General features: G+C 70.5%; 15 protein-coding genes. 9 read left to right on the top strand and 6 right to left on the bottom strand.

The window, feature by feature from the left end; all coding sequences use genetic code 11:
- Positions 1-34: 34 nt before the first annotated feature.
- The 5 genes from C6Y14_RS17565 to uvrC all read right to left on the bottom strand — a co-directional run bounded on the left by C6Y14_RS17565 (position 35) and on the right by uvrC (position 8,869).
- Positions 35-2,986 (bottom strand): M14 family metallopeptidase, encoded by a 2,952-nt coding sequence (locus C6Y14_RS17565; RefSeq protein ID WP_107017635.1) that lies wholly within the window; start codon positions 2,984-2,986, stop codon positions 35-37.
- Between the two features lie 723 nt (positions 2,987-3,709).
- Positions 3,710-4,699 carry a DNA-binding protein WhiA gene (gene whiA, locus C6Y14_RS17560; protein WP_107017634.1) on the bottom strand — a complete coding sequence of 330 codons (990 nt, stop codon included), beginning with the start codon at positions 4,697-4,699 and terminating at the stop codon, positions 3,710-3,712.
- Positions 4,690-5,805, bottom strand: coding sequence for a gluconeogenesis factor YvcK family protein (locus C6Y14_RS17555; RefSeq protein ID WP_107017633.1), 1,116 nt, complete (start codon positions 5,803-5,805; stop codon positions 4,690-4,692). Before C6Y14_RS17555 ends, whiA begins: the two co-directional genes overlap by 10 nt.
- Positions 5,802-6,770, bottom strand: coding sequence for an RNase adapter RapZ (gene rapZ / locus C6Y14_RS17550; RefSeq protein WP_225891146.1), 969 nt, complete (start codon positions 6,768-6,770; stop codon positions 5,802-5,804). Before rapZ ends, C6Y14_RS17555 begins: the two co-directional genes overlap by 4 nt.
- A 44-nt stretch (positions 6,771-6,814) precedes the next feature.
- Complete coding sequence (gene uvrC, locus C6Y14_RS17545; RefSeq protein WP_107017631.1) at positions 6,815-8,869, bottom strand: excinuclease ABC subunit UvrC; 2,055 nt, start codon at positions 8,867-8,869, stop codon at positions 6,815-6,817.
- Positions 8,870-9,279: 410 nt separating this feature from the next.
- On the opposite strand from uvrC, the gene C6Y14_RS44545 reads away from it, so the two are divergent.
- From C6Y14_RS44545 to C6Y14_RS17525, 4 genes are all read left to right on the top strand, one after another.
- A complete protein-coding gene (locus tag C6Y14_RS44545; RefSeq protein ID WP_199854764.1) occupies positions 9,280-9,450 on the top strand; it encodes a hypothetical protein in 171 nt (56 codons plus the stop codon).
- 412 nt (positions 9,451-9,862) lie between these two features.
- Positions 9,863-10,816, top strand: coding sequence for a hypothetical protein (locus tag C6Y14_RS17535; RefSeq protein WP_107017629.1), 954 nt, complete (start codon positions 9,863-9,865; stop codon positions 10,814-10,816).
- 122 nt (positions 10,817-10,938) lie between these two features.
- Positions 10,939-11,982, top strand: a complete 1,044-nt coding sequence (locus C6Y14_RS17530) for a LacI family DNA-binding transcriptional regulator (protein ID WP_107017628.1) — start codon at positions 10,939-10,941, stop codon at positions 11,980-11,982.
- Complete coding sequence (locus tag C6Y14_RS17525) at positions 11,979-12,890, top strand: carbohydrate kinase family protein (protein WP_107017627.1); 912 nt, start codon at positions 11,979-11,981, stop codon at positions 12,888-12,890. Before C6Y14_RS17530 ends, C6Y14_RS17525 begins: the two co-directional genes overlap by 4 nt.
- A 263-nt stretch (positions 12,891-13,153) precedes the next feature.
- On the opposite strand, the gene uvrA is transcribed toward C6Y14_RS17525, so the two are convergent.
- Positions 13,154-16,240, bottom strand: coding sequence for an excinuclease ABC subunit UvrA (gene uvrA, locus C6Y14_RS17520; protein ID WP_107017626.1), 3,087 nt, complete (start codon positions 16,238-16,240; stop codon positions 13,154-13,156).
- A gap of 225 nt (positions 16,241-16,465) precedes the next feature.
- On the opposite strand from uvrA, the gene C6Y14_RS17515 reads away from it, so the two are divergent.
- The 5 genes from C6Y14_RS17515 (at position 16,466) to C6Y14_RS17495 (ending at position 20,836) form a co-directional block, all read left to right on the top strand.
- Complete coding sequence (locus C6Y14_RS17515; RefSeq protein WP_107017625.1) at positions 16,466-17,164, top strand: maleylpyruvate isomerase family mycothiol-dependent enzyme; 699 nt, start codon at positions 16,466-16,468, stop codon at positions 17,162-17,164.
- Between the two features lie 10 nt (positions 17,165-17,174).
- Complete coding sequence (locus tag C6Y14_RS17510) at positions 17,175-17,831, top strand: MBL fold metallo-hydrolase (protein ID WP_107017624.1); 657 nt, start codon at positions 17,175-17,177, stop codon at positions 17,829-17,831.
- 430 nt (positions 17,832-18,261) lie between these two features.
- On the top strand, positions 18,262-19,137 hold the full coding sequence (locus C6Y14_RS17505; RefSeq protein ID WP_107017623.1) for an ABC transporter substrate-binding protein: 876 nt from the start codon (positions 18,262-18,264) through the stop codon (positions 19,135-19,137).
- A complete protein-coding gene (locus C6Y14_RS17500; RefSeq protein WP_107017622.1) occupies positions 19,134-20,033 on the top strand; it encodes an amino acid ABC transporter permease in 900 nt (299 codons plus the stop codon). Before C6Y14_RS17505 ends, C6Y14_RS17500 begins: the two co-directional genes overlap by 4 nt.
- A gap of 35 nt (positions 20,034-20,068) precedes the next feature.
- Positions 20,069-20,836: an amino acid ABC transporter ATP-binding protein gene (locus C6Y14_RS17495; protein ID WP_107017827.1), complete on the top strand. Its 768-nt coding sequence runs from the start codon at positions 20,069-20,071 to the stop codon at positions 20,834-20,836.
- The last annotated feature ends 28 nt before the right edge of the window (positions 20,837-20,864 follow it).

The raw sequence follows: 20,864 nt of genomic DNA, 5'->3' as shown, positions 1-20,864 counted from the left end.
ACCGCCCTCGGGGTCAAGGCCCCGCGGGGCCGTGTCAGCCGCCGATCGCGGCCAGTGCCTTGCCCAGCAGGGCCGTGCGGTCGGCCGCCGCGGTGACGTGCTCCAGGCCGAATCCGAACAGCACGGTGTCACCCGTGGTGACCGCGCCGTACGTCTTGAACAGCTCGCCGGACAGGCCCCAGTCCCGGACGACTGCGGGGCTGCCCGCGGGCGGCCCGGGGACCTTCCAGTCACCGAGGGAGGTCTCGAAGCCCTCGGTCTCGCCCGCCGTGCCGCCGATCACGACGGAGGCGTTGTCGGCGAGGACCCCGTGCCCGCCGGAGCCCGGGTCGGTGATGTAGCTGATCGACACCTCCACGGTCTTGCCGGCGTACGCGGACAGGTCGAACTCGACCTGCTGCCAGCCCGCCGAGGCCCCGGTGAAGCTGTTCCAGGAGCCGCTCGTGCCGGTCGGGGTGCACGCGGTCGCGCCCCGGGTCAGATAGCGCGCGAGGGCGGGGTGCCCCTGCATGAAGAACCCGGCCTCGCACTCGGCGGGAACGGCGGTGCTGGTGGCGCCGCCCTTGTCGGGGAGCGTGGTCCAGTCGTCGGCCCCGGCCGTGTGCGCTTCGAGCACCGCGTGGTCGTAGCCCTCCTCGGTGTCCCACAGGAGCTGGGTGCGCAGGGCGGGTGCCTGGGCCGCGGTCACCCCGGTGAGGTCGATGGTGCGGGTGAGCCGGTTCCAGGCGTAGTCGGTGTGCGTGACGGCCGCCATGGACGCGCCCTCGTAGGGGCCGTACGGGTTGACGGTGCCCGGGTATCCGCCGCCGCCCTCGCTGGCGAACTGCGGGAACCGGTCGACCGGCAGGGTGTCCGAGGTGACGCTGTAGGCGCCCGCCGCGTCCAGCGGGTTGCCGGGCGTGTCGCCGAGCGGTCCCCCGGTGCCCGCGAGCTTCCCCGAGCCGGTGAAGGCGGTGGCGCCCGGAGTCGTCGTACGGGAGTAGGCGCCCAGGTAGTACTGGCTGAAGTCGTTCGTCAGGGCGCCCGGCAGCGCGACCTGGCCGCCCGCCTGTTCGCCCGCCTCGACGAGCTTGCCGCCCTCGTTGAGGTAGGCGCGCAGCTGCAGCTGGGTGGTGTATCCGGGCCGGTCGGCGCCGGTGTAGTGGACGACGGACCTGAAGTGGCTCAGGATCCCGAGCGCGTCGGGCGCGCCCTGGGTGGTGACGTCCCAGACGACGGCCTTGCGGCCGTTGGCCTTCAGGGCGTCGACGTAGGTCTGCGCCTTGGTCGCCGCCGCCCCCTCCTCGGCGATCACCAGCGTGTCGGCGCGGGGCCGTTCGGCGACGGTGTACGTGAAGTGCGTGCTGGAGGTGGGCTTTCCGCTCCGGGTCTCACCGGTGAACCAGACCTCGACCTTGTCGCCGGGCTCGCCGTCCCGGACCTTCGCGCGGTACTCGTCGAAGTAGAGGTTGTCCTCGCCGCCGTAGGTCTCGCCGCCCTTCCAGGCCCTGAGCGACTGCGCCTTCGTACGCCCGTTGTTGACGCGGTACTTCAGTTCCTTGTCGCGTACGGACTTGCGGGCGACCACGGAGACTTCCTGGTCGGCGCCGCGGGAGTACGACGTGGTGAAGGGGGCGGGGGTGAAGTCGGGGGCGTCGATGCCGACCGGGGACTTCGGCTGGTCGGGTTTGGCCGCCGCCTCGGCGACGGAGAGCGCGAACGGGATGTTCTTGACGAACTCCTCCTGGATCAGCTTCTCGTCGTCCGGGAAGGTGAAGACCGACGCGCAGTCCGCGGCGTTCCAGGGGTCGTCCGGGTAGAGGTTCGAGATGGTCTGGCAGGTCGACATCTCAGGGGTGAACATCGCCGTGCCGTTGACGTTGGACGCGTGTCCGTCGGCCTCGCCGTTGGTCGTGTAGAGCTCGGAGGACACCTGCGGGCGGTAGCCGGGGATCGCCGAGTTCTCGGGGGTTCCGGCGAGGGACTTGTAGAGCACGTCGTCGGGGCTCGGGGTCGCCACCTGCCAGCCGACTCCGTAGAGGATCAGTTCGGCGGCGGAGTGGTAGTTGATGCCGTACTCGAAGCCGATGCGCTTCTCGAAGGCGTCGATCGCCTTCGTCTCGGGCTCGGAGCCGGGACTCGCGCCGCGGTAGGTCTGACTGGTCGGATACGGCGAGGACCCCTCGTCGTCGTAACCCCACTTGTAGGCGAAGTTGCGGTTGAGGTCGACGCCGTCGCCGACGGTCAGGGCGCCGTCGCCGTTGACGTCCCGCAGGTTCTTACGCCACTGACGGTCACCCTCGGCCTTGAAGGTCCAGTCGTACCCGTCCGGGTTGGCGGACAGCACGAACCACAGCTCGGTGGAGTCCACGAGCTTGGTGATGCGCTGGTCCTTGCCGTAGTTGTCCAGGTAGTGGTGCAGCAGGCGCCTGGTCATCTCGGGAGTGATCCACTCACGGGCGTGCTGGTTGGACATGTACAGCGTGGACGGCTTGGCGCCGTCCTTGGTCTTCTTGGCGCCCTTGGTGAGCTTGAGGGCCAGGATGTCCTGGCCCTGGAGGGTCTTGCCGATGGAGACGACCTTCGTCAGGTTCGGGTTCTGCTGACCCGTCCTGACAATCTCCTCCTTGAGGTTGCCGGCGCCGCTGTACGGCCGGAACACGCCGTCCCCCGCGGCGGCCACGCGCGCGCGTGCCTTGTCCGAGAGCTTGTGCTCGGCAAGGTCGACGCCCTTGTCCTGCAACCCCTCAGCCTGCTTGTCGGTGAGGTAGACCTCGACGTTGGCCGTGCCCTTCCGCGGTACGCGTTCGCTCAGCTCGTGGCCGTCCTGGCCGGCCGCGAGGAGCAGGGGTACCTGCTCCTTCGTGACGTCGGCGCGGAACACCTTGACCTCGTCGGCGCCCGGGTCGGCCGCGGCGCCGGGTTCCGCCTGCGCCATGGGTGCGACGGCCACTCCGCCGAGCAGGAGTGCGCCGGCAGCGAGGATCGATCTCGCTCTTCGTCTCATGAGCCCCCCTTGCGGTAGTCCGCCACTGCGGCGAACAGATGCCAGGCTTATGACAGTTCATGGTCAAGTCAAGAGCACAACACACCCGCCAACACGCACAGCGAGCCACGAACCCGACTGGCCCAAATGGGGCGGTCGGGGGGCAGGGGGTGGCGGGGGCGGGCTGTCGGGTGCGGGCCGCGGGGGGTGCGCAGTTCCCCGCGCCCCTGAGGGGGTGAGGGCTCGGGTGGAACGCCGGGTGCAGGCGGCACTCGGTTGCCCGCGCCGTTCCCCGCGCCCCTGAGGGGGTGGGGGCTCGGGTCGAGTATCGGGTGCGGGCCACACTCGGTTGCCCGCGCCGTTCCCCGCGCCCCTGAGGGGGTGGCGGTTGCGGTTGTTGGCCGGGGGCGGGCCACATTGCTGACCGACTCGGCCCCCGACCGACTCACCCAGGGGCGCGGGGAACGGCGCGCTCAGCCCTGGACAGCCGACACCTGACAACAAACCCGAACCCCCACCCACCCCAGGGGCGCGAGGAACGGCGCGAGCAACCCAGGACAGCCGGCACCCGACCACAAACCCGAGCAACCGCTCACCTCAGGGGCGCGGGGAACTGCGCGCTCAGCCCAGAACGACCCAAGCCCGACGACACATGCGAGCCCCCACCCCCCAGGGGCGCGGGGAACTGCGCAACAGTCCCGGCGGCCGAGCCGATCCGAGTCGACCCGAGCCAACCAGCCCCCGTCACCCCACCAAGTTGTCGGCCATCTCCTCGCTGAGCGTGGACTCCGTCCCCGGAATCCCGAGGTCCTGCGCCCGCTTGTCGGCCATGGCGAGAAGCCGCCGAATACGCCCCGCCACGGCGTCCTTCGTGAGCGGCGGCTCAGCAAGCGCCCCCAACTCCTCCAGCGACGCCTGCTTGTGCTCCATCCGCAACCGCCCAGCAGCCGCGAGATGCTCGGGAACCTCGTCCGCGAGGATCTCCAGAGCCCGCTGCACCCGAGCCCCCGCGGCGACAGCCGCACGGGCCGACCGCCGAAGGTTCGCGTCGTCGAAGTTGGCGAGACGATTCGCCGTGGCGCGAACCTCACGCCGCATCCGCCGCTCCTCCCACGCCAGCACCGACTCGTGCGCCCCGAGCCGCGTCAGCAGCGCCCCGATGGCGTCCCCGTCCCGCACGACGACCCGGTCCACGCCCCGCACCTCACGCGCCTTCGCCGCGATCGAGAGCCGACGCGCAGCCCCCACCAGCGCGAGCGCCGCCTCAGGCCCCGGGCAGGTCACTTCGAGCGAGGACGAACGCCCGGGCTCGGTGAGCGAGCCGTGTGCCAGGAAGGCCCCGCGCCAGGCCGCCTCCGCGTCGCAGGTGGCCCCCGAGACCACCTGCGGCGGCAGACCCCGGATGGGGCGCCCACGGCCGTCCACGAGCCCGGTCTGGCGGGCCAGCTGGTCACCGCCCGCGACCACCCGGACGACGTAACGCGAACCGCGGCGCAGGCCACCCGGTGCCATCACGATCAGCTCGGAACTGTGGCCGAAAATCTCAAGAATGTCCCGCTTCAGCCGTCGCGCCGCCATCGCGGTGTCCAGCTCCGCCTCGATCACGATCCGGCCGCTCACCAGGTGAAGGCCGCCCGCGAACCGCAGGATGGCGGAGACCTCCGCCTTTCTGCAGCAGGTCCGGGTGACGGGAAGCCGGGAGATCTCATCCTTCACCGCTGCCGTCATCGCCATGGGCCGATCCTTCCATGCATCCGAAAAATACGGTCGTACGCGGCGGCCAACAGCTCCGGATCGTGCCTCGGAGTCCCGTCGGTCCTGGCCAACGGCGCCAGCTCGACCGCCGCGCCGAACCGCTTGGCGGCATCGGCGAGTATCTCGCGGTCGGGCACGGCGGCCTCGTCGGCCAACACCACGTCCAGGGCGAGTTTAGGGGCGTGTCGTCCCAAAACCTCCAAATGACGCTGCGGGGAGAAGCCTTCTGTTTCTCCGGGTTGCGGAGCGAGGTTCAGCGGGAGGATCCGGCGTGCCTTCGTCTCGGTGAGGGCGTCGAGCAGCTCGGGCACGAGCAGATGCGGGATCACGGAGGAGAACCAGGAGCCGGGACCGAGGACCACCCAGTCGGCGTCCAGGACCGCGGCGACGGCTTCGGGGACCGCCGGCGGGTCGTGCGGCACGAGGTGCACGGACTGCACCTCCCCGGGGGTGAGCGCCACGGTCGCCTGGCCCCGTACGGTGTCGACGTCCTCGGGCCGGTCCGGGTCGTGCCCCTTGACCAGCGCCTGGAGCTCCAGGGGTACGGCCGACATGGGCAGGACCCGCCCGTGCGCGCCCAGTAGCCTGCCGACCAGGTCGAGCGCCTGGACGTGGTCGCCGAGCTGTTCCCACAGGGCGACGATCAGCAGATTGCCGACCGCGTGTTCGTGCAGTTCGCCCTGGGACTGGAAGCGGTGCTGGATGACCCGGGCCCAGGTCTGCCCCCATTCGTCGTCGCCGCACAGCGCGGCCAGCGCCTTGCGCAGGTCACCGGGCGGCAGCACGCCCAGTTCGTCACGGAGCCGGCCACTGGAGCCGCCGTCGTCAGCGACCGTGACGACGGCGGTGAGGTCGCCGGTGATGCGTCGCAGGGCGGCGAGCGAGGCGGACAGGCCCATGCCCCCGCCCAGCGCGACGACCTTGGGCTGGGCGCCGCGGCGCCGCGGCTTCGCGCCGCGGGCCTCGGCGGGTCTGGCGGGCTTGGCGCCGCGGGCGTCGACGGGCCTGCCGCCGGGCCCGTCGATTCCGCGCCCGTCGATACCGCCCCGCCGCAGCCGGTCCAGCCGCAGAGAACGTCGTGTCATTCGCGGCCCATGTCCCGGTGGACGACGACCGTCTCCACTCCCTCGGACACCAGGCGGGCCGCGAGCTTCTCCGACATGGCGACGGAGCGGTGCTTGCCGCCGGTGCAGCCGACCGCGATGGTCACGTAACGCTTGCCCTCACGGCGGTAGCCCGTCCGGATGAGCTGCAGCAGCTCGGCGTACCGGTCGAGGAACTCCTTGGCGCCGGGCTGGTTGAAGACGTACCCGGCCACCTCCTCGTTGAGGCCGGTGTACTGGCGCAGCTCCGGGACCCAGTGCGGATTGGGCAGGAACCGCATGTCCACGACCAGGTCGGCGTCGACCGGCAGGCCGTACTTGAAGCCGAAGGACATGACGGTGGCCCGCAGCTCGGGCTCCTCCTCCCCGGCGAACTGGGCGTCCATCTTGGCGCGCAGCTCGTGCACGTTCAGGCTGGAGGTGTCGATCACCAGGTCGGCGTCGCCACGCAGCTCGCGCAGTAGTTCGCGCTCGGCGGCGATGCCGTCGACGATGCGGCCGTCGCCCTGGAGCGGGTGCGGCCGGCGCACTCCCTCGAAGCGGCGCACCAGGGCGTCGTCCGAGGACTCCAGGAAGACGATCCGCCGGGTGACGTGCTTGGTCTCCAGGTCGGCGAGGGACTCGCGCAGGTTGTCGAAGAAGCGGCGGCCGCGGACGTCGACGACGACCGCGATGCGTGCCACGTTCCCCTGCGAGCGCGCGCCGAGCTCCACCATGGTGGGGATCAGCGCGGGCGGCAGGTTGTCGACGACGAACCAGCCCAGGTCTTCCAGACACTTGGCGGCGGTGGACCGGCCCGCGCCCGACATCCCGGAGATGATCACCAGCTCCGGGATGGCCGCCTCGGCGACGCCTGCCTTGTCGATGGTCGTGCCCGTGTTCACTTCCGCTCCGTCTTCGTGTTCCGCCGCGTCCGTCCGTTCCGGCGCGTCGGCTCCGCCGACCATGTCGGGCGCCGCCGTCCGCCGCGGTTCTTCCTGCTCGTTCTCGGTCATCTTTCCTGCCCCCGTCGCTCGTCCGAGGCGCCCGCGGACACGGGCTCCTCTGCGACACCCGCCGTCGTTTCGGGTGCCGCGTCCTCCACGTGATCCTCGTCTTCCATGATCTCTCCAGTCGCGGTGTTCACGGCGGGAGCCACCGGGGCCGCCTGAGCGAAGGCCACGGCGATCGACTCGGCCGTCTTGCGGCCTATGCCGGGAACCTCGCAGATCTGGTCGATTGTCGCGGATCGCAGCTTTTTCACCGAACCGAAATGCTTGATCAATGCCTGCTTGCGCGTCTCACCGAGCCCCGTCACGTCGTCGAGCGGGCTCGCCCTGAAGCGCCGTGCCCGCTTGGTGCGCTGGTAGGTGATCGCGAAGCGGTGCGCCTCGTCGCGCACACGCTGAAGAAGATAGAGCCCTTCACTGGTACGTGGCAGTACCACCGGGTCGTCGTCGCCGGGCAGCCAGACCTCTTCGAGGCGCTTGGCCAGGCCGCATACGGCGATGTCGTCGATGCCCAGCTCGTCCAGGGCCCGCTGGGCCGCCGCGACCTGCGGCTTGCCGCCGTCGACGACGACCAGCTGCGGCGGGTACGCGAAACGCTTGGGCCGCCCGTCCTCCTCGGTGAGACTCGCTTCGCCGTCGGCCCACTCGCCGGTCTTCTCCTTCTCGCCGAGGTACCGCCTGAAGCGGCGGGTGATCACCTCGTGCATGGAGCGGACGTCGTCCTGGCCCTCGAAGCTCTTGATCTGGAAGCGGCGGTACTCGCTCTTGCGCGCCAGTCCGTCCTCGAAGACGACCATCGACGCCACGACGTCGTCGCCCTGGAGGTGCGAGATGTCGTAGCACTCGACGCGCAGAGGCGCGCTGTCCAGGCCGAGGGCCTCGGCGATCTCCTCCAGCGCGCGGGAGCGGGTCGTCAGGTCGGAGGCGCGCTTGGTCTTGTGGAGGGCGAGCGAGTGCAGGGCGTTGCGCTCGACCGTCTCCATGAGGGCCTTCTTGTCGCCGCGCTGCGGGATCCGCAGCGACACGTTCGACCCGCGCCGCTCGGTGAGCCACTCCTGGACGGGCTCCACGGGGTCGGGCAGCGCCGGCACGAGTACCTCCTTCGGTACGGAGTCGCCGGTCTCCTCCCCGTACAGCTGCTGGAGCGCGTGCTCGACCAGGTCGCCCGTGGTGACCGCCTCGACCTTGTCGGTGACCCAGCCGCGCTGGCCGCGCACCCGGCCGCCGCGTACGTGGAAGATCTGCACGGCTGCTTCCAGCTCGTCCTCGGCCAGCGCGATCAGGTCGGCGTCCGTCGCGTCGGCGAGCACGACGGCACTCTTCTCCATGGCCTTCTTCAGGGCCCCGATGTCGTCGCGCAGCCGGCCGGCCCGCTCGTACTCCATGTCCTCGGCGGCGTCCGTCATCTGCCGCTCCAGGCGGCGGATGTACGTGCCCGTGCGGCCGGTCATGAAGTCGCTGAACTCCTCGGCGAGTTCACGGTGCTCCTCGGGCGAGACCCGTCCGACGCAGGGGGCGGAGCACTTGCCGATGTAGCCGAGCAGACAGGGGCGGCCCGTCCGCTCGGCGTTCTTGAACACGCCCGCGGAGCACGTCCGGACGGGGAAGACGCGCAGCAGCAGGTCCACGGTGTCACGGATCGCCCACGCGTGCCCGTAGGGACCGAAGTAGCGCACGCCCTTCTTCTTCTGGCCGCGCATCACCTGCACGCGCGGAAACCGCTCGTTCATGGTGACCGCGAGATAGGGGTAGCTCTTGTCGTCGCGGTACTTGACGTTGAACCGGGGGTCGTACTCCTTGATCCAGGAGTACTCCAGCTGGAGCGCCTCGACCTCCGTGGACACCACGGTCCACTCCACCGACGCGGCCGTGGTGACCATCGTGCGCGTACGCGGGTGGAGGTTGGAGAGGTCCTGGAAGTAGCTGGCCAGGCGCTGGCGCAGGCTCTTCGCCTTCCCGACGTAGATCACCCGGCGGTGCTCGTCGCGGAATCTGTAGACCCCTGGCGAGTCGGGGATCTGTCCCGGCTTGGGGCGGTAGCTGGAGGGGTCGGCCATGTCTCACACCCTACTGGCGGGGTATGACAGCGCGACGGCCCGCCGCCCCCGGCCCGGCCCGATCCCGACCGCTCCGGGCTTCGCTCCGGCCAGGTCCGGCCCCGGCGGTCGCCTGGCATGCCCCGATCAGCCCGTCGCCGTGGGCCTGCCTGCACCCGTTCCCACCTCTCGACCGGCCGATGCCGCACCCGTCCGAGGGCACACCCTCGCGGCCCGCACCCAACACCCCGTCGGACGTGGACGGTTACGGCTGGCCGGAGGTGGGCAATTGAGGTGGACCGGAACCTGTTTCGGGGGCTGGCCGTGACGACACGAAGACAATTCGGGGCAATGCTCTTAGCAATGCAGATGCAGGTGGATCCACCGCCCCGGACAAGGGCGTCGGGTCGATGACCGAAGGGCTGCGGAAGATGCGACAGACACGGATCGAGAAATCACGGCGGTCGGTCCGGGTCCGCCCGTACCAGGACGAGGAGCAGTTCGGCGACAGCCTGCTGTCCGGCCTCGACCCCCGCGACCCCGACATCGTGCGCGCCAAGCGCCTGCGGTCGGCGCAGCCCGACACCGACCCCCGCCCCTGAACCGGACGGCCACCACGCCGTCCCGAAGCACGAAGGCAGCCCGGAGCGCCCGCGCGTCACCGGGTCCTGGACGCGACCGCGTCGGACCCCACCGCCCGCGCTCCGGGCCGCCGCATGTTCCGGGCAAGCAAGGACTCGCGGTCCGCCTCCTGAGGGCGCCTCGCCGTAGCCGCCCGTGATCCCCGCCGGCCTTGAGCCATCGCTCGGCCCGACGCCCGCCCGGCCTCCGCACAGCGAAGTTGCGCATCAGGTGTTGTCCGGGCCTGGTCAACAGGCTTCAATGCGGGATTACTTGGGCCGGGAACCACGGCGTACGCATGTGACCATCCCCCGTACGCCGACCGGGGCGGCCCCTTTGCGCAGTGCGAACGGCCCGACCAGCCGTTGTGAGCTTCAGAAGAAGGGCCCCTGCATGCGGCACGGCACACAGCACGCGGACGTGGACGTCGTCGCGGCGGAACTGGACACGGCTCTGCGGACCGGCCCCTTCCATGTCGCGCTGCGCGCCGCGATCACCGCCCGCGGACTGCCGCTGCAGCGCGTACAGCACCATCTGACGCGGTACGGGGTCAAGGTCGGCGTGACGAGCCTGAGCTACTGGCAGCAGGGCGCCCGGCGTCCGCAGCGGGCCGAGTCCCTCCGGGCCGTGCGCGCTCTGGAGGAGATACTCCAGCTGCCGGACGAGTCGCTCATCCGCCTCCTTACGACGGCCGACGAGCACACCACCGCGGAACGACCCTCGGCCCGCTCGTACCGCTCACTGGTCGAGGCCTCCGGAGCCCTGGAGAAGCTGCTGGCCGAGCTCGACTCCCCGCTCGACGGCGGGCTGCTCGCCATCGGCCAGCACGAACGGGTACGGATCGGCGCCCGCCGCGAGCTGGTGGGACGCGACTCCCAGCACATCGTGCGCGCCCACAAGGACGGCGTCGACCGCTATGTGGCCGTCCACCACGGTGATCCCGGCTGCGCCCCGGAGCACATGACCGTGCACGCCCTGGAGAACTGCCGCACGGGACGCGTGCTCTGGCACCACGAGACCGGCGTACTCGTGGCGGAGCTCCTCTTCGACACGCTCCTGCGGGCGGGCGACACCTTCCTGTTCCGCTACGGCGTCGAGGACGGCACGGCCGGCGCGTCCGGCGAGTACGTCCGCGGGTTCGGCTTCTCCGGCGGGCAGTACGCCCTTCAGGTGCGGTTCTCCGAGGGGACGCTGCCCGTGCGCTGCCACCGGTTCGCCCAGCACTCGGCGGCGGCGCCCCGCAGCGGCCGCCAGGAACTGCCCCTGAGCGGCCACCACCGGTCGGTCCACATGGTGGAGCAGCGCGTGCGGTCGGGGATCGTGGGGATCGGCTGGGACTGGGAGTGAGCGACCTCCTCCCCTCGGCACGTAAACGCTTGCGTAAGCGTTTACGTGCACTGCCGGATGAGGTACTTTCGCGAGCGGGCCGCCAGTTCCGGGGCCTCCGGAGAAGGCATCGAGGAGACGGCATGGCGACGATGGCCGACGTGGCCCGGCACGCGGGCGTGTCCGTCGCGACGGTCTCGCACGTACTCAACGACACGCGCCCGGTGCTGCCGCACACGCGCCAAGCCGTCCTCGACGCCATCGAGACACTCGGCTACACCCCGAACGGCCTGGCCAGATCCCTGGTCACCGCGCGTACCCGGTCCATCGGGCTCGCGGTGTCGGCGATCAGCAACCCCTATTTCACGGAGATCCTCCAGGGTGTGGAGGCGAGCGCACTGGAGCACGGCTACAGCCTGCTGATCGCGGATCCGCACGACGACCCGGTGCACGAGCGCAAGGTGGTCCAGCTGCTGCACGAGCGGCGCGTGGACGGCATGATCGTCGCGCCCTCCGCGGATCCTCGGGATCTGATCGGCTACCTCGGGCGGCACGGCGTACCGACGGTGTTCCTCGACCGGCTGGTCGACGACGTCCCGGCGCCCGGTTTCACGTTCGACCAGGTGTCCGCGGAGAACACCGAGCCGGTCACGCACCTGGTCACCCACCTCGCCGAACTGGGCCACCGGAGGATCGGCCTGGTCGCGGGCCTCGCGGGTCTCAGCACGACGAGCGAGCGGATCACCGGCTACCGGCTCGGCCTGGCCTGCGCGGGACTCGCCTACGAGGAGCGGCTCGTGATCCCCGGCAACTCGGAGGCGGAGGGCGCCGAGCGGGCGACCGAGTCCCTGCTGTCCCTCCCGGCGCCGCCGACCGCTCTGATCACCGCCAACAACGCGATGACCATCGGCGCGCTACGGGCCGTTCGCGCGCGGGGTGTGTCCGTGCCCGGCGATCTGGCCCTGTGCTGCTTCGACGACTTCTCCTGGGCGGACCTCTTCTCGCCCCGGCTCACCGCGATCTCCCAGCCCAGCAAGGAGATCGGAGCCCAGGCCGTACGGCTGCTGCTGGAACGGCTGGACTCCCCCGGCCGGCCCACCCGTACGGTCCGGCTGCCCTCCGCCTTCGTGCACCGCACCTCGTGCGGGTGCCCCGAGAGCCACCCCGAGAAAGGAAGCGTCTCGTGATCGTCGTCGCCGGTGAGGCCCTGATCGATCTGGTGCCCGGTGAGTCGGGCGCGCTCGCCGCGCTCGCCCCGCGCCGCGGCGGCGGCCCGTACAACACGGCGGTGGCCCTGGGCCGCCTCGGTTCGCCCACGGCCTTCTGCTCCCGGATCTCGACCGACGCCTTCGGTGAGGCCCTGGCCGAGGGGCTGCGCGAGGCGGACGTGGACGTGTCGTCCGTGCAGCGGGGCGCCGAGCCCACGACTCTCGCCGTCGCGTCCATCGCCGCCGACGGCTCGGCCGGGTACTCCTTCTATGTCGAGGGCACCGCCGACCGGTTGTTCTCGGCACCCGACCGACTCCCCGACGGGACGCGAGCGGTGTCCTTCGGTACCTGTTCGCTCGTCCTGGAACCGGGTGCGAGCGCGTACGAGGAACTGATGCGGAGCGCGTCCGCGCGGGGCGTGTTCACCACACTCGATCCGAACATCCGCGCGGGGCTCATCCCGGACCCGGACGCCTATCGGGCCCGGTTCAAGAGCTGGCTTCCCTCGGTCACGCTGCTCAAGCTGTCGGAGGAGGACGCCCGCTGGCTGGGCGGCACACCGCGCGAGTGGCTGGCCTCCGGCCCCTCGGCCGTCGTGATCACCCGGGGCGGCGACGGGCTGACCGCGTTCACGCGCGACGGCGGCGAGTACTCCGTGCCGGGCGAACCGGTCGACGTGGTGGACACGATCGGCGCGGGCGACACGGTGAACGCGGCGCTGCTGCACGGCCTCGCCGCCCGCGACGCGCTGTCCGCCGCGGGCCCGGCGGACCTGGGGGCCGCCGGCTGGGCCGAACTGCTGCGGTTCGCAGCCCGAGCCGCGGCAATCACCTGCTCCCGCCCAGGGGCGGACCCGCCGTACGCACACGAACTGGCCGCTTCCTGAGCTCCCTAAAGGGGCACAGGGACACGCGCAAGCGCCCCAAAGGGGCGCGGGGAACTGCGCGACCAGCCACGACGTGCCCACGGGTACAAGACGGCCTAACCCGGCACCCCCTTGGCCCTGGGGCCTGGGTCCTGGGGCCGAACACCCGCCGCGGTCCCGCAACGCGCCGCGCCCCACGGGGTTTCCCATGGGGCGCGGCGCGTGACGCTGACGCTGACGACGTACAGGACCACACGGCCCTGAAGCCGGGCCGGCTACCCGGTTCAGGCCTTGCGGGCCCGGGCGGTCTTATTCGCCGGGGTCGCCTTCTTGACAGCAGCCGTCTTCTTGGCGGCCGTGCCGTCGGCCCCCTTGGCCGCGGTGGCTCGGCCCGCCGGGGCCTTCGCCGTCGTGGTCCTGGCCGTCGCCGTCTTCCTCGTCGTGGCCGTCGCCGCCACAGCCTTCTTGGCGGCGGCCTTCTTCGCGGCGGCCTTGCGCACGGGCTTCGCCTGCGAGGCGTCGCTGACACGCTCGGCGCCCAGGACCTCCCGAAGGAACTTGCCCGTGTGGCTGGTCGACACCCCGGCCACCTCCTCGGGCGTGCCCTCGGCGACGACGATGCCGCCGCCCGCGCCACCCTCGGGACCCATGTCGACGACCCAGTCCGCGGTCTTGATCACATCGAGGTTGTGCTCGATGACGATGACCGTGTTGCCCTTCTCGACCAGGCCGGACAGCACGACGAGCAGCTTGCTGATGTCCTCGAAGTGCAGACCGGTGGTCGGTTCGTCGAGGACGTACACCGTGCGTCCCGTGGACCTCTTCTGGAGCTCGCTGGCGAGCTTCACCCGCTGGGCCTCGCCGCCGGACAGGGTCGTGGCGGACTGGCCGAGCCGGACATAGCCGAGGCCCACGTCGTTCAGGGTCCTGAGGTGTCGGGAGATCCCCGGCACCGCCTCGAAGAAGTTCATGGCTTCCTCGATCGGCATGTTCAGGACGTCGGCGATGGACTTGCCCTTGTAGTGGACGTCCAGGGTCTCCCGGTTGTAGCGCGCCCCGTGGCAGACCTCGCACGGGACGTACACGTCCGGCAGGAAGTTCATCTCGATCTTGATCGTGCCGTCGCCCGAGCAGTTCTCGCAGCGGCCGCCCTTGACGTTGAAGGAGAAGCGGCCGGGCAGATAGCCGCGGACCTTCGCCTCGGTGGTCTCGGCGAACAGCTTGCGGACGTGGTCGAAGACACCGGTGTACGTCGCCGGGTTCGACCGTGGGGTGCGGCCGATGGGCGACTGGTCGACGTGCACGACCTTGTCGACGAGGTCGTCGCCCTCCACGCGCGTGTGGCGGCCGGGAACGCTCCTCGCGCCGTTCAGCTCGCGGGCCAGGTGTGTGTACAGGATGTCGTTGACCAGCGTGGACTTGCCGGAGCCGGAGACTCCCGTGACGGCCGTGAGGATGCCCAGCGGGAATGACACGTCGATGTCCCGGAGGTTGTTCTCGCGGGCTCCGTGCACCGTGAGCTGCCGGGAGGGGTCGCGCGGGCGCCGGATGTCGGGCAGCGGGATGGCCTTCTTGCCGGACAGGTACTGACCGGTCTGCGACTCCTCGTTGGCGAGAAGCTCCTTCAGGGAGCCGCTGTGCACGACATGGCCGCCGTGCTCGCCCGCGCCGGGGCCGATGTCGACGATCCAGTCGGCGACCTTGATGGTGTCCTCGTCGTGCTCGACGACGATGAGGGTGTTGCCCATGTCGCGCAGCCGGACCAGCGTCTCGATGAGGCGGTGGTTGTCCCGCTGGTGCAGTCCGATGGAGGGCTCGTCGAGGACGTACAGGACGCCCACGAGGCCGGAGCCGATCTGGGTGGCCAGCCGGATGCGCTGGGCCTCACCACCGGAGAGGGTGCCCGCCGCGCGGTTCAGCGACAGGTAGTCGAGGCCGACGTCGACCAGGAACCGCAGCCGTTCGTTGACCTCCTTCAGGACGCGCTCGGCGATCTTCTTGTCGCGCGCGTCGAGCCTCAGCTTGCCCAGGAAGTCCGCGCAGTCGCTGATGGACATGGCGGCGACCTCGGCGATGGACTTCTCCATGACCGTGACCGCGAGGACGACCGGCTTGAGGCGCGTGCCCTCACAGGTGGGGCAGGGCACCTCGCGCATGTAGCCCTCGAAGCGCTCGCGGCTCGTGTCGCTCTCGGCCTCGCTGTGCCGGCGCTTCACGAAGGGGACGGCACCTTCGAAGGGCGTGGTGTACACGCGCTCCCTGCCGTACCGGTTGCGGTAGCGGACCTCGATCTGCGTCTTGTGCCCGTACAGGAGGGCTTTCTTGGCGCGCTGCGGGAGACCGGCGAAGGGGATGTCGGTCCGGAATCCCAGCGCGTCCGCGAGAGCCCCGATCAGGCGGGCGAAGTAGTCCTTGGTGTGCCCGTGCGACCAGGGGTGGATGGCGCCCTCGTCGAGCGACTTGTCCTCGTCCGGGACGATCAGCTCGGCGTCGACCTCCATGCGTGTGCCGATGCCCGAGCACTCCGGGCAGGCGCCGAAGGGCGAGTTGAAGGAGAAGGAGCGGGGCTCCATCTCCTCGAAGGACAGGTCGTCGTACGCGCAGTACAGGTGCTCCGAGTACATGCGCTCGCGCTCGGGGTCGTCGGCCGGGAGGTCGACGAAGTCGAGCACGACCATGCCGCCGGAGAGGCCGAGCGCCGTCTCCACGGAGTCGGTCAGACGGCGCTTCGCGCCCTCCTTGACCGTGAGGCGGTCGACGACCACCTCGATGGTGTGCTTCTCCTGCTTCTTCAGCGTGGGCGGCTCGGTGAGCTGGATCGTCTCACCGTCGACCCGGGCCCTGCTGTACCCCTTGGTCTGGAGGTCGGCGAAGAGGTCGACGAACTCTCCCTTGCGCTCGCGCACCAGCGGCGAGAGCACCTGGAACCGGCTGCCCTGCGGAAGCTCCAGGACCTTGTCGACGATGGCCTGCGGCGACTGGCGCGAGATGGGACGGCCGCACTCGGGGCAGTGCGGCTTGCCGATGCGCGCGAAGAGCAGCCGCAGGTAGTCGTAGACCTCGGTGATGGTGCCGACCGTCGAGCGCGGGTTGCGCGAGGTCGACTTCTGGTCGATGGAGACGGCCGGGGAGAGACCCTCGATGAAGTCCACGTCCGGCTTGTCCATCTGGCCGAGGAACTGCCGGGCGTACGAGGACAGGGACTCCACGTAGCGCCGCTGTCCCTCGGCGAAGATCGTGTCGAAGGCCAGCGAGGACTTGCCCGACCCCGACAGGCCCGTGAAGACGATGAGCGAGTCGCGCGGAAGGTCGAGCGAGACATTCTTCAGGTTGTGCTCGCGCGCTCCACGGACGATGAGACGGTCGGCCACGCCGGGTCCGCACCTTTCTAGAGAGAAGTGACAGGGCCGAGGCCCCGCGTCTTTCTCAGACTAGGGGGAGCCACTGACAACGCCGGTTCGGTTCGTCTCGATGAGAACAATCCCGGACTTCCAAGAATGCCCGGCGCCGCCCCTGACCTTATAGCACGCACATTCGATTTGCGGACGTCGTCCACCACCTTCACCCGAACGTGTGGCGGCGATATCGTCGGACGCATGAACGATCATGTGCGCGACCTGGCGTCTGTACGTGACGCGACCGAACGGCTGCTCACCGCAGTCGCCGCCCTGGACAACGCCGATGTGACCGAACCGTCACGGCTGCCCGGCTGGAGCCGTGGACACGTCCTGGCCCATCTCGCCCGCAACGCGGATGCCCTGGTGAACGTCCTTGAGGGTCGGCCCATGTATTCCTCCGGACAGGCCCGGGACGCCGAGATCGAACGGGACGCCCCCCGCGCCCTGAAGACACAAGTCATCGACCTGCGTGACAGCTCTGCCCGCTTCCAGGAGACCGGGGCCGCTCCCGCCGACTGGTCCCGGACCGTGGAGCTGCGCAACGGGGTCACCGACTCGGCGTCCCGGGTGCCGTTCCGGCGCTGGATCGAGGTGGAGCTGCACCACGTCGACCTGGGTATCGGCTACGAGCTGGAGGACCTGCCGGAGGAGTTCACGCAGCGGGAGATCGCCTTCCTCGCGGACCGCTTCGCCGGTCACCCCGACGTCCCCTCCACCCGCGTCACGGACGGCACGCGCGCGTGGAGCACAGGACGCGACTCCAAAGACGCAGGAGATGCCCCCGAGGTCACCGTGATCGGTCCCGCACCCGCCCTGCTCGGCTGGCTCGCGGGACGCCGCGAGGGGTCGGCTCTGCGCACGGAGGGCGGACCTCTTCCCGCACTGCCCCCGCTATAGGCTGAGCGGCATGACGTACAGCGGAGCGGTGAGGGTCGGCGGCCCTGCGGATGTGCACGAGCTGCAAGGCCTGATGATCTCCAAGGTCGCGGTCGGCCCGATGGACAACAACGCCTATGTGCTGCGCTGTCGGGCCACGGACGAGCAGCTGCTGATCGACGCGGCGAACGACGCCGCCACCCTGCTCACCCTGATCGGCGCCGACGGAATCACCTCCGTCGTGACCACGCACCAGCACGGCGACCACTGGCAGGCCCTCGCCGAGGTCGTGGCGGCCACGGGCGCGCGTACCTACGCGGGACGGGACGACGCCGACGGCATCCCCGTCCCGACGGACGTACCGGTCGGGGACGGCGACACGATCCGGGTCGGCCACGTGGAACTGACCGCCCGCCACCTGGTGGGCCACACCCCCGGCTCGATCGCCCTGGTCTACGACGACCCGCACGGCCACCCGCATGTGTTCACGGGGGACTGTCTCTTCCCGGGTGGTGTGGGCAACACACGTAAGGATCCGAAGGCCTTCGCGAGTCTGATCCACGACGTCGAGACGAAGATCTTCGGCACGCTGCCGGACGAGACCTGGGTGTACCCGGGCCACGGCAACGACACATCACTGGGCGCGGAGCGCCCCCACCTGCCGGAGTGGCGCGCACGGGGCTGGTAGACAACCCGCGCTACGAGCCCCGAGGGGGCGCGGGGAACCGCGCGCTCAGCCCCGTCCAACGGTCAGATCACCGCGCGACCCCAGTACGGCAGTGGGGCTCGCGGCACAGACCCACGCGCCCCGTGTGAACCGAGCGCTCGCACCGGTGCCTTGTGCGCGCTCCCCGCGCACGAGAGCGCGCTGTCCACTGGTGGCAGTCCCGCACAGGATGACGGCTCCTGCGCCGGACGGGTCGCCGGCCCTTCGTTCCCCGCCCTCGGCCGGCGGCCCCGCCCGGTAGCGGTGGCCGACGTCCGGCGGCCACCGCCCCGGGCGCCGAAACCGCCCCGGTGTCAGCCCAGTTCACAGCATTGCAACACCCGTTCCCACTATGCGGACGGTTGTCGACGCGACCTCGACAGCCGGGCCCGGGCCCTGCCACTCTCCCGCCATGCATCCTGCTCGAAGCACCCTGCGCGGGGCCCGCACCGCCGCCACCGTCGCTCTGCTCGCCGTCGCCGTCGGCTGTGCGCCGCAGTCCGAGGACAAGGCCGCCGACAAGTCCTCCCCGGCGTCGTGTGCGGAGGGCGACCTGTCCACCGAGGTCTCCGGGAAGCTGACGATCGCGACGGACGAGCCCGCGTACGAGCCGTGGTTCAAGGACGGCAAGCCGGCGAGCGGCGAGGGCTTCGAGTCGGCCGTCGCGTACGCCGTCGCGAAGCGGCTCGGCTACGACAAGGGCGACGTCGTCTGGCAGAGCGTGCCCTTCAACAAGGCCTTCGCTCCCGGTGAGAAGACCTTCGACTTCGACATCAACCAGGTGTCGATCAGCGACGAGCGCAAGAAGGCCGTCGATTTCTCCTCCGGCTACTACGACGTACGCCAGGCGGTCATCGCGCTCAAGGGCTCCGAGGCCGCCGGGGCGAAGAGTGTCGCCGACCTGAAGAACGTCAAACTGGGCGCCCAGGTCGGCACCACCAGCCTCGACTATATCGACGACGTGGTGAAGCCGACGGAGGATCCGGCCGCGTACGCGAAGAACGACCAGGCCAAGTCCGCACTGAAGAACGGGCAGGTGGACGCCATCGTGGTGGACCTGCCGACCGCGTTCTACGTCACCGCGGCCGAGGTCACGGACGCGCGGATCGTCGGGCAGTTCGAGAACCAGGGCGGCACACCGGAGCAGTTCGGGCTCGTGCTGGACAAGGGCAGCGCGCTCACGTCGTGCGTAACTGACGCCGTGGACGCCCTGCGTGCGGACGGATCCCTCGCCGCCATCGAGAAGCAGTGGCTGTCCGACGCCGTGGACGCGCCGGTGCTCAAGTGACGTTCGCTAAGGAGGAGTCGGGCGGGGCTGCCGAGGAGGACTCGCACGATCCGTACGTCCCCTCGCAGCGCCGGATCGAGCGGGAACGCCACAAACGCTCCCGCGCCCGGCGTGCGACGGCGATCGCCGCGCTCTCCACCCTGGTGACCGGCGTCGTCCTCTACCTCGTCGTCGTCAACGCGCCCGGCTGGCCGCGCACCAAGGAGACGTTCTTCAACGCGCAGTACGCGCGCGAGGCGTTCCCCAAGGTCCTCGAAGGGCTGTGGCTGAACGTCCGGCTGCTGTTGGTGTGCGGCGCGGCGGTCCTCGCCCTAGGCATGCTGATCGCTGTCGCCCGCACCCTGCGCGGCCCGGTGTTCTTCCCGCTCCGGGCGCTGGCCGCCGCGTACACCGACTTCTTCCGTGGTCTCCCGCTGATCATCAATCTGATGATCGTGGTCCTGGGTGTGCCGGCGCTGCGGTTGCAGGGCATCACGGTGGACCCGGTGCTGCTGGGCGGCACGGCGCTCACCCTGACGTACTCCGCGTACGTCGCCGAGGTGTTCCGTGCCGGCATCGAGTCCGTCCACCCCTCGCAGCGGGCCGCGGCACGCTCGCTCGGGCTGAACAACCGTCAGGCACTGCGGTACGTGGTCCTCCCCCAGGCCGTACGCCGTCAGGTGCCGCCGCTCCTCAACGACCTGGTGTCCCTGCAGAAGGACACCGGGCTCGTCTCGATCGGCGGCGCGGTCGACGCCGTGCGTGCCGCGGACATCATCGTGGGCCGCAGTCTCAACTACACGCCGTACATCGTCGCGGGGCTGGTATTCGTCGCGCTGACCATTCCGATGACCCGCTTCACGGACTGGGTCACGGCACGGATGGACCGCCGGCGGGCACAGGGAGGAACCATATGAGCGGGACGACAGACGGGGAGACCGGCAGGGCGGCCATGGAGCCTGCCGCGCCGGTACCGCGTCCCGTGCTGCGTATGGAGGCCGTCCGCAAGTCCTTCGGCGGCTCGGTCGTGCTGCGTGACGTCGACCTGGAGGTCGCTCCGCACACGGTGACGGCGCTGATCGGGGCCTCCGGCTCCGGCAAGTCCACGCTGCTGCGCTGCGCGAACCTCCTGGAGGAGATCGACGACGGCGCCATCTGGCTGGACGACGAGGAGATCACCGACCCGCGGGCCGACCAGGACGCCGTGCGCCGCCGTATCGGCGTGGTCTTCCAGGCGTACAACCTGTTCCCGCACATGACCGTTCTGGAGAACATCACGCTCGCCCCGCGGCGCGTGCACGGCACGGGGCGGGCGGAGGCCGAGGCGCGCGCCCGTGAGCTGCTCGACCGGCTGGGGCTGGGCGCCAAGGCCGACGAGTACCCGGACCGGCTGAGCGGCGGCCAGCAGCAACGGGCGGCGATCGTCCGCGCTCTGGCCGTACGCCCCCGGCTGCTGCTCCTCGACGAGGTCACGGCCGCCCTTGACCCGGAGCTGGTGGGTGAAGTCCTGGCTGTCGTCCGGGACTTGAAGGAGGACGGCATGACCATGGTGCTGGCCACGCACGAGATGGGCTTCGCCCGGGATGTCGCGGACCAGGTCTGCTTCCTCGACGGCGGGGTCGTACTGGAGCGCGGCACGGCCGAGGAGATCTTCGGCGAGCCACGGGAGGAGCGCACGCGGCGCTTCCTGCGCCGGATCGTGGAGGCGGGACGACTCTGAGCGGTCATGTGTCGATGGTGGCACCCGC

The organism is Streptomyces dioscori, from assembly GCF_003024195.1.
Lineage (GTDB): Bacteria > Actinomycetota > Actinomycetes > Streptomycetales > Streptomycetaceae > Streptomyces > Streptomyces dioscori.
This window is presented reverse-complemented; position numbering and strand designations above follow the sequence as displayed.

Excerpts from the sequence above, each read along its gene's own strand:
- C6Y14_RS17565 (WP_107017635.1), bottom strand. The coding sequence starts at position 2,986 with ATGAGACGAAGAGCGAGATCGATCCTCGCTGCCGGCGCACTCCTGCTC.
- whiA (WP_107017634.1), bottom strand. The coding sequence starts at position 4,699 with ATGGCGATGACGGCAGCGGTGAAGGATGAGATCTCCCGGCTTCCCGTC.
- C6Y14_RS17555 (WP_107017633.1), bottom strand. The coding sequence starts at position 5,805 with ATGACACGACGTTCTCTGCGGCTGGACCGGCTGCGGCGGGGCGGTATC.
- rapZ (WP_225891146.1), bottom strand. The coding sequence starts at position 6,770 with ATGGTCGGCGGAGCCGACGCGCCGGAACGGACGGACGCGGCGGAACAC.
- uvrC (WP_107017631.1), bottom strand. The coding sequence starts at position 8,869 with ATGGCCGACCCCTCCAGCTACCGCCCCAAGCCGGGACAGATCCCCGAC.
- C6Y14_RS44545 (WP_199854764.1), top strand. The coding sequence starts at position 9,280 with ATGCGACAGACACGGATCGAGAAATCACGGCGGTCGGTCCGGGTCCGC.
- C6Y14_RS17535 (WP_107017629.1), top strand. The coding sequence starts at position 9,863 with ATGCGGCACGGCACACAGCACGCGGACGTGGACGTCGTCGCGGCGGAA.
- C6Y14_RS17530 (WP_107017628.1), top strand. The coding sequence starts at position 10,939 with ATGGCGACGATGGCCGACGTGGCCCGGCACGCGGGCGTGTCCGTCGCG.
- C6Y14_RS17515 (WP_107017625.1), top strand. The coding sequence starts at position 16,466 with ATGAACGATCATGTGCGCGACCTGGCGTCTGTACGTGACGCGACCGAA.
- C6Y14_RS17510 (WP_107017624.1), top strand. The coding sequence starts at position 17,175 with ATGACGTACAGCGGAGCGGTGAGGGTCGGCGGCCCTGCGGATGTGCAC.
- C6Y14_RS17505 (WP_107017623.1), top strand. The coding sequence starts at position 18,262 with ATGCATCCTGCTCGAAGCACCCTGCGCGGGGCCCGCACCGCCGCCACC.
- C6Y14_RS17495 (WP_107017827.1), top strand. The coding sequence starts at position 20,069 with ATGGAGCCTGCCGCGCCGGTACCGCGTCCCGTGCTGCGTATGGAGGCC.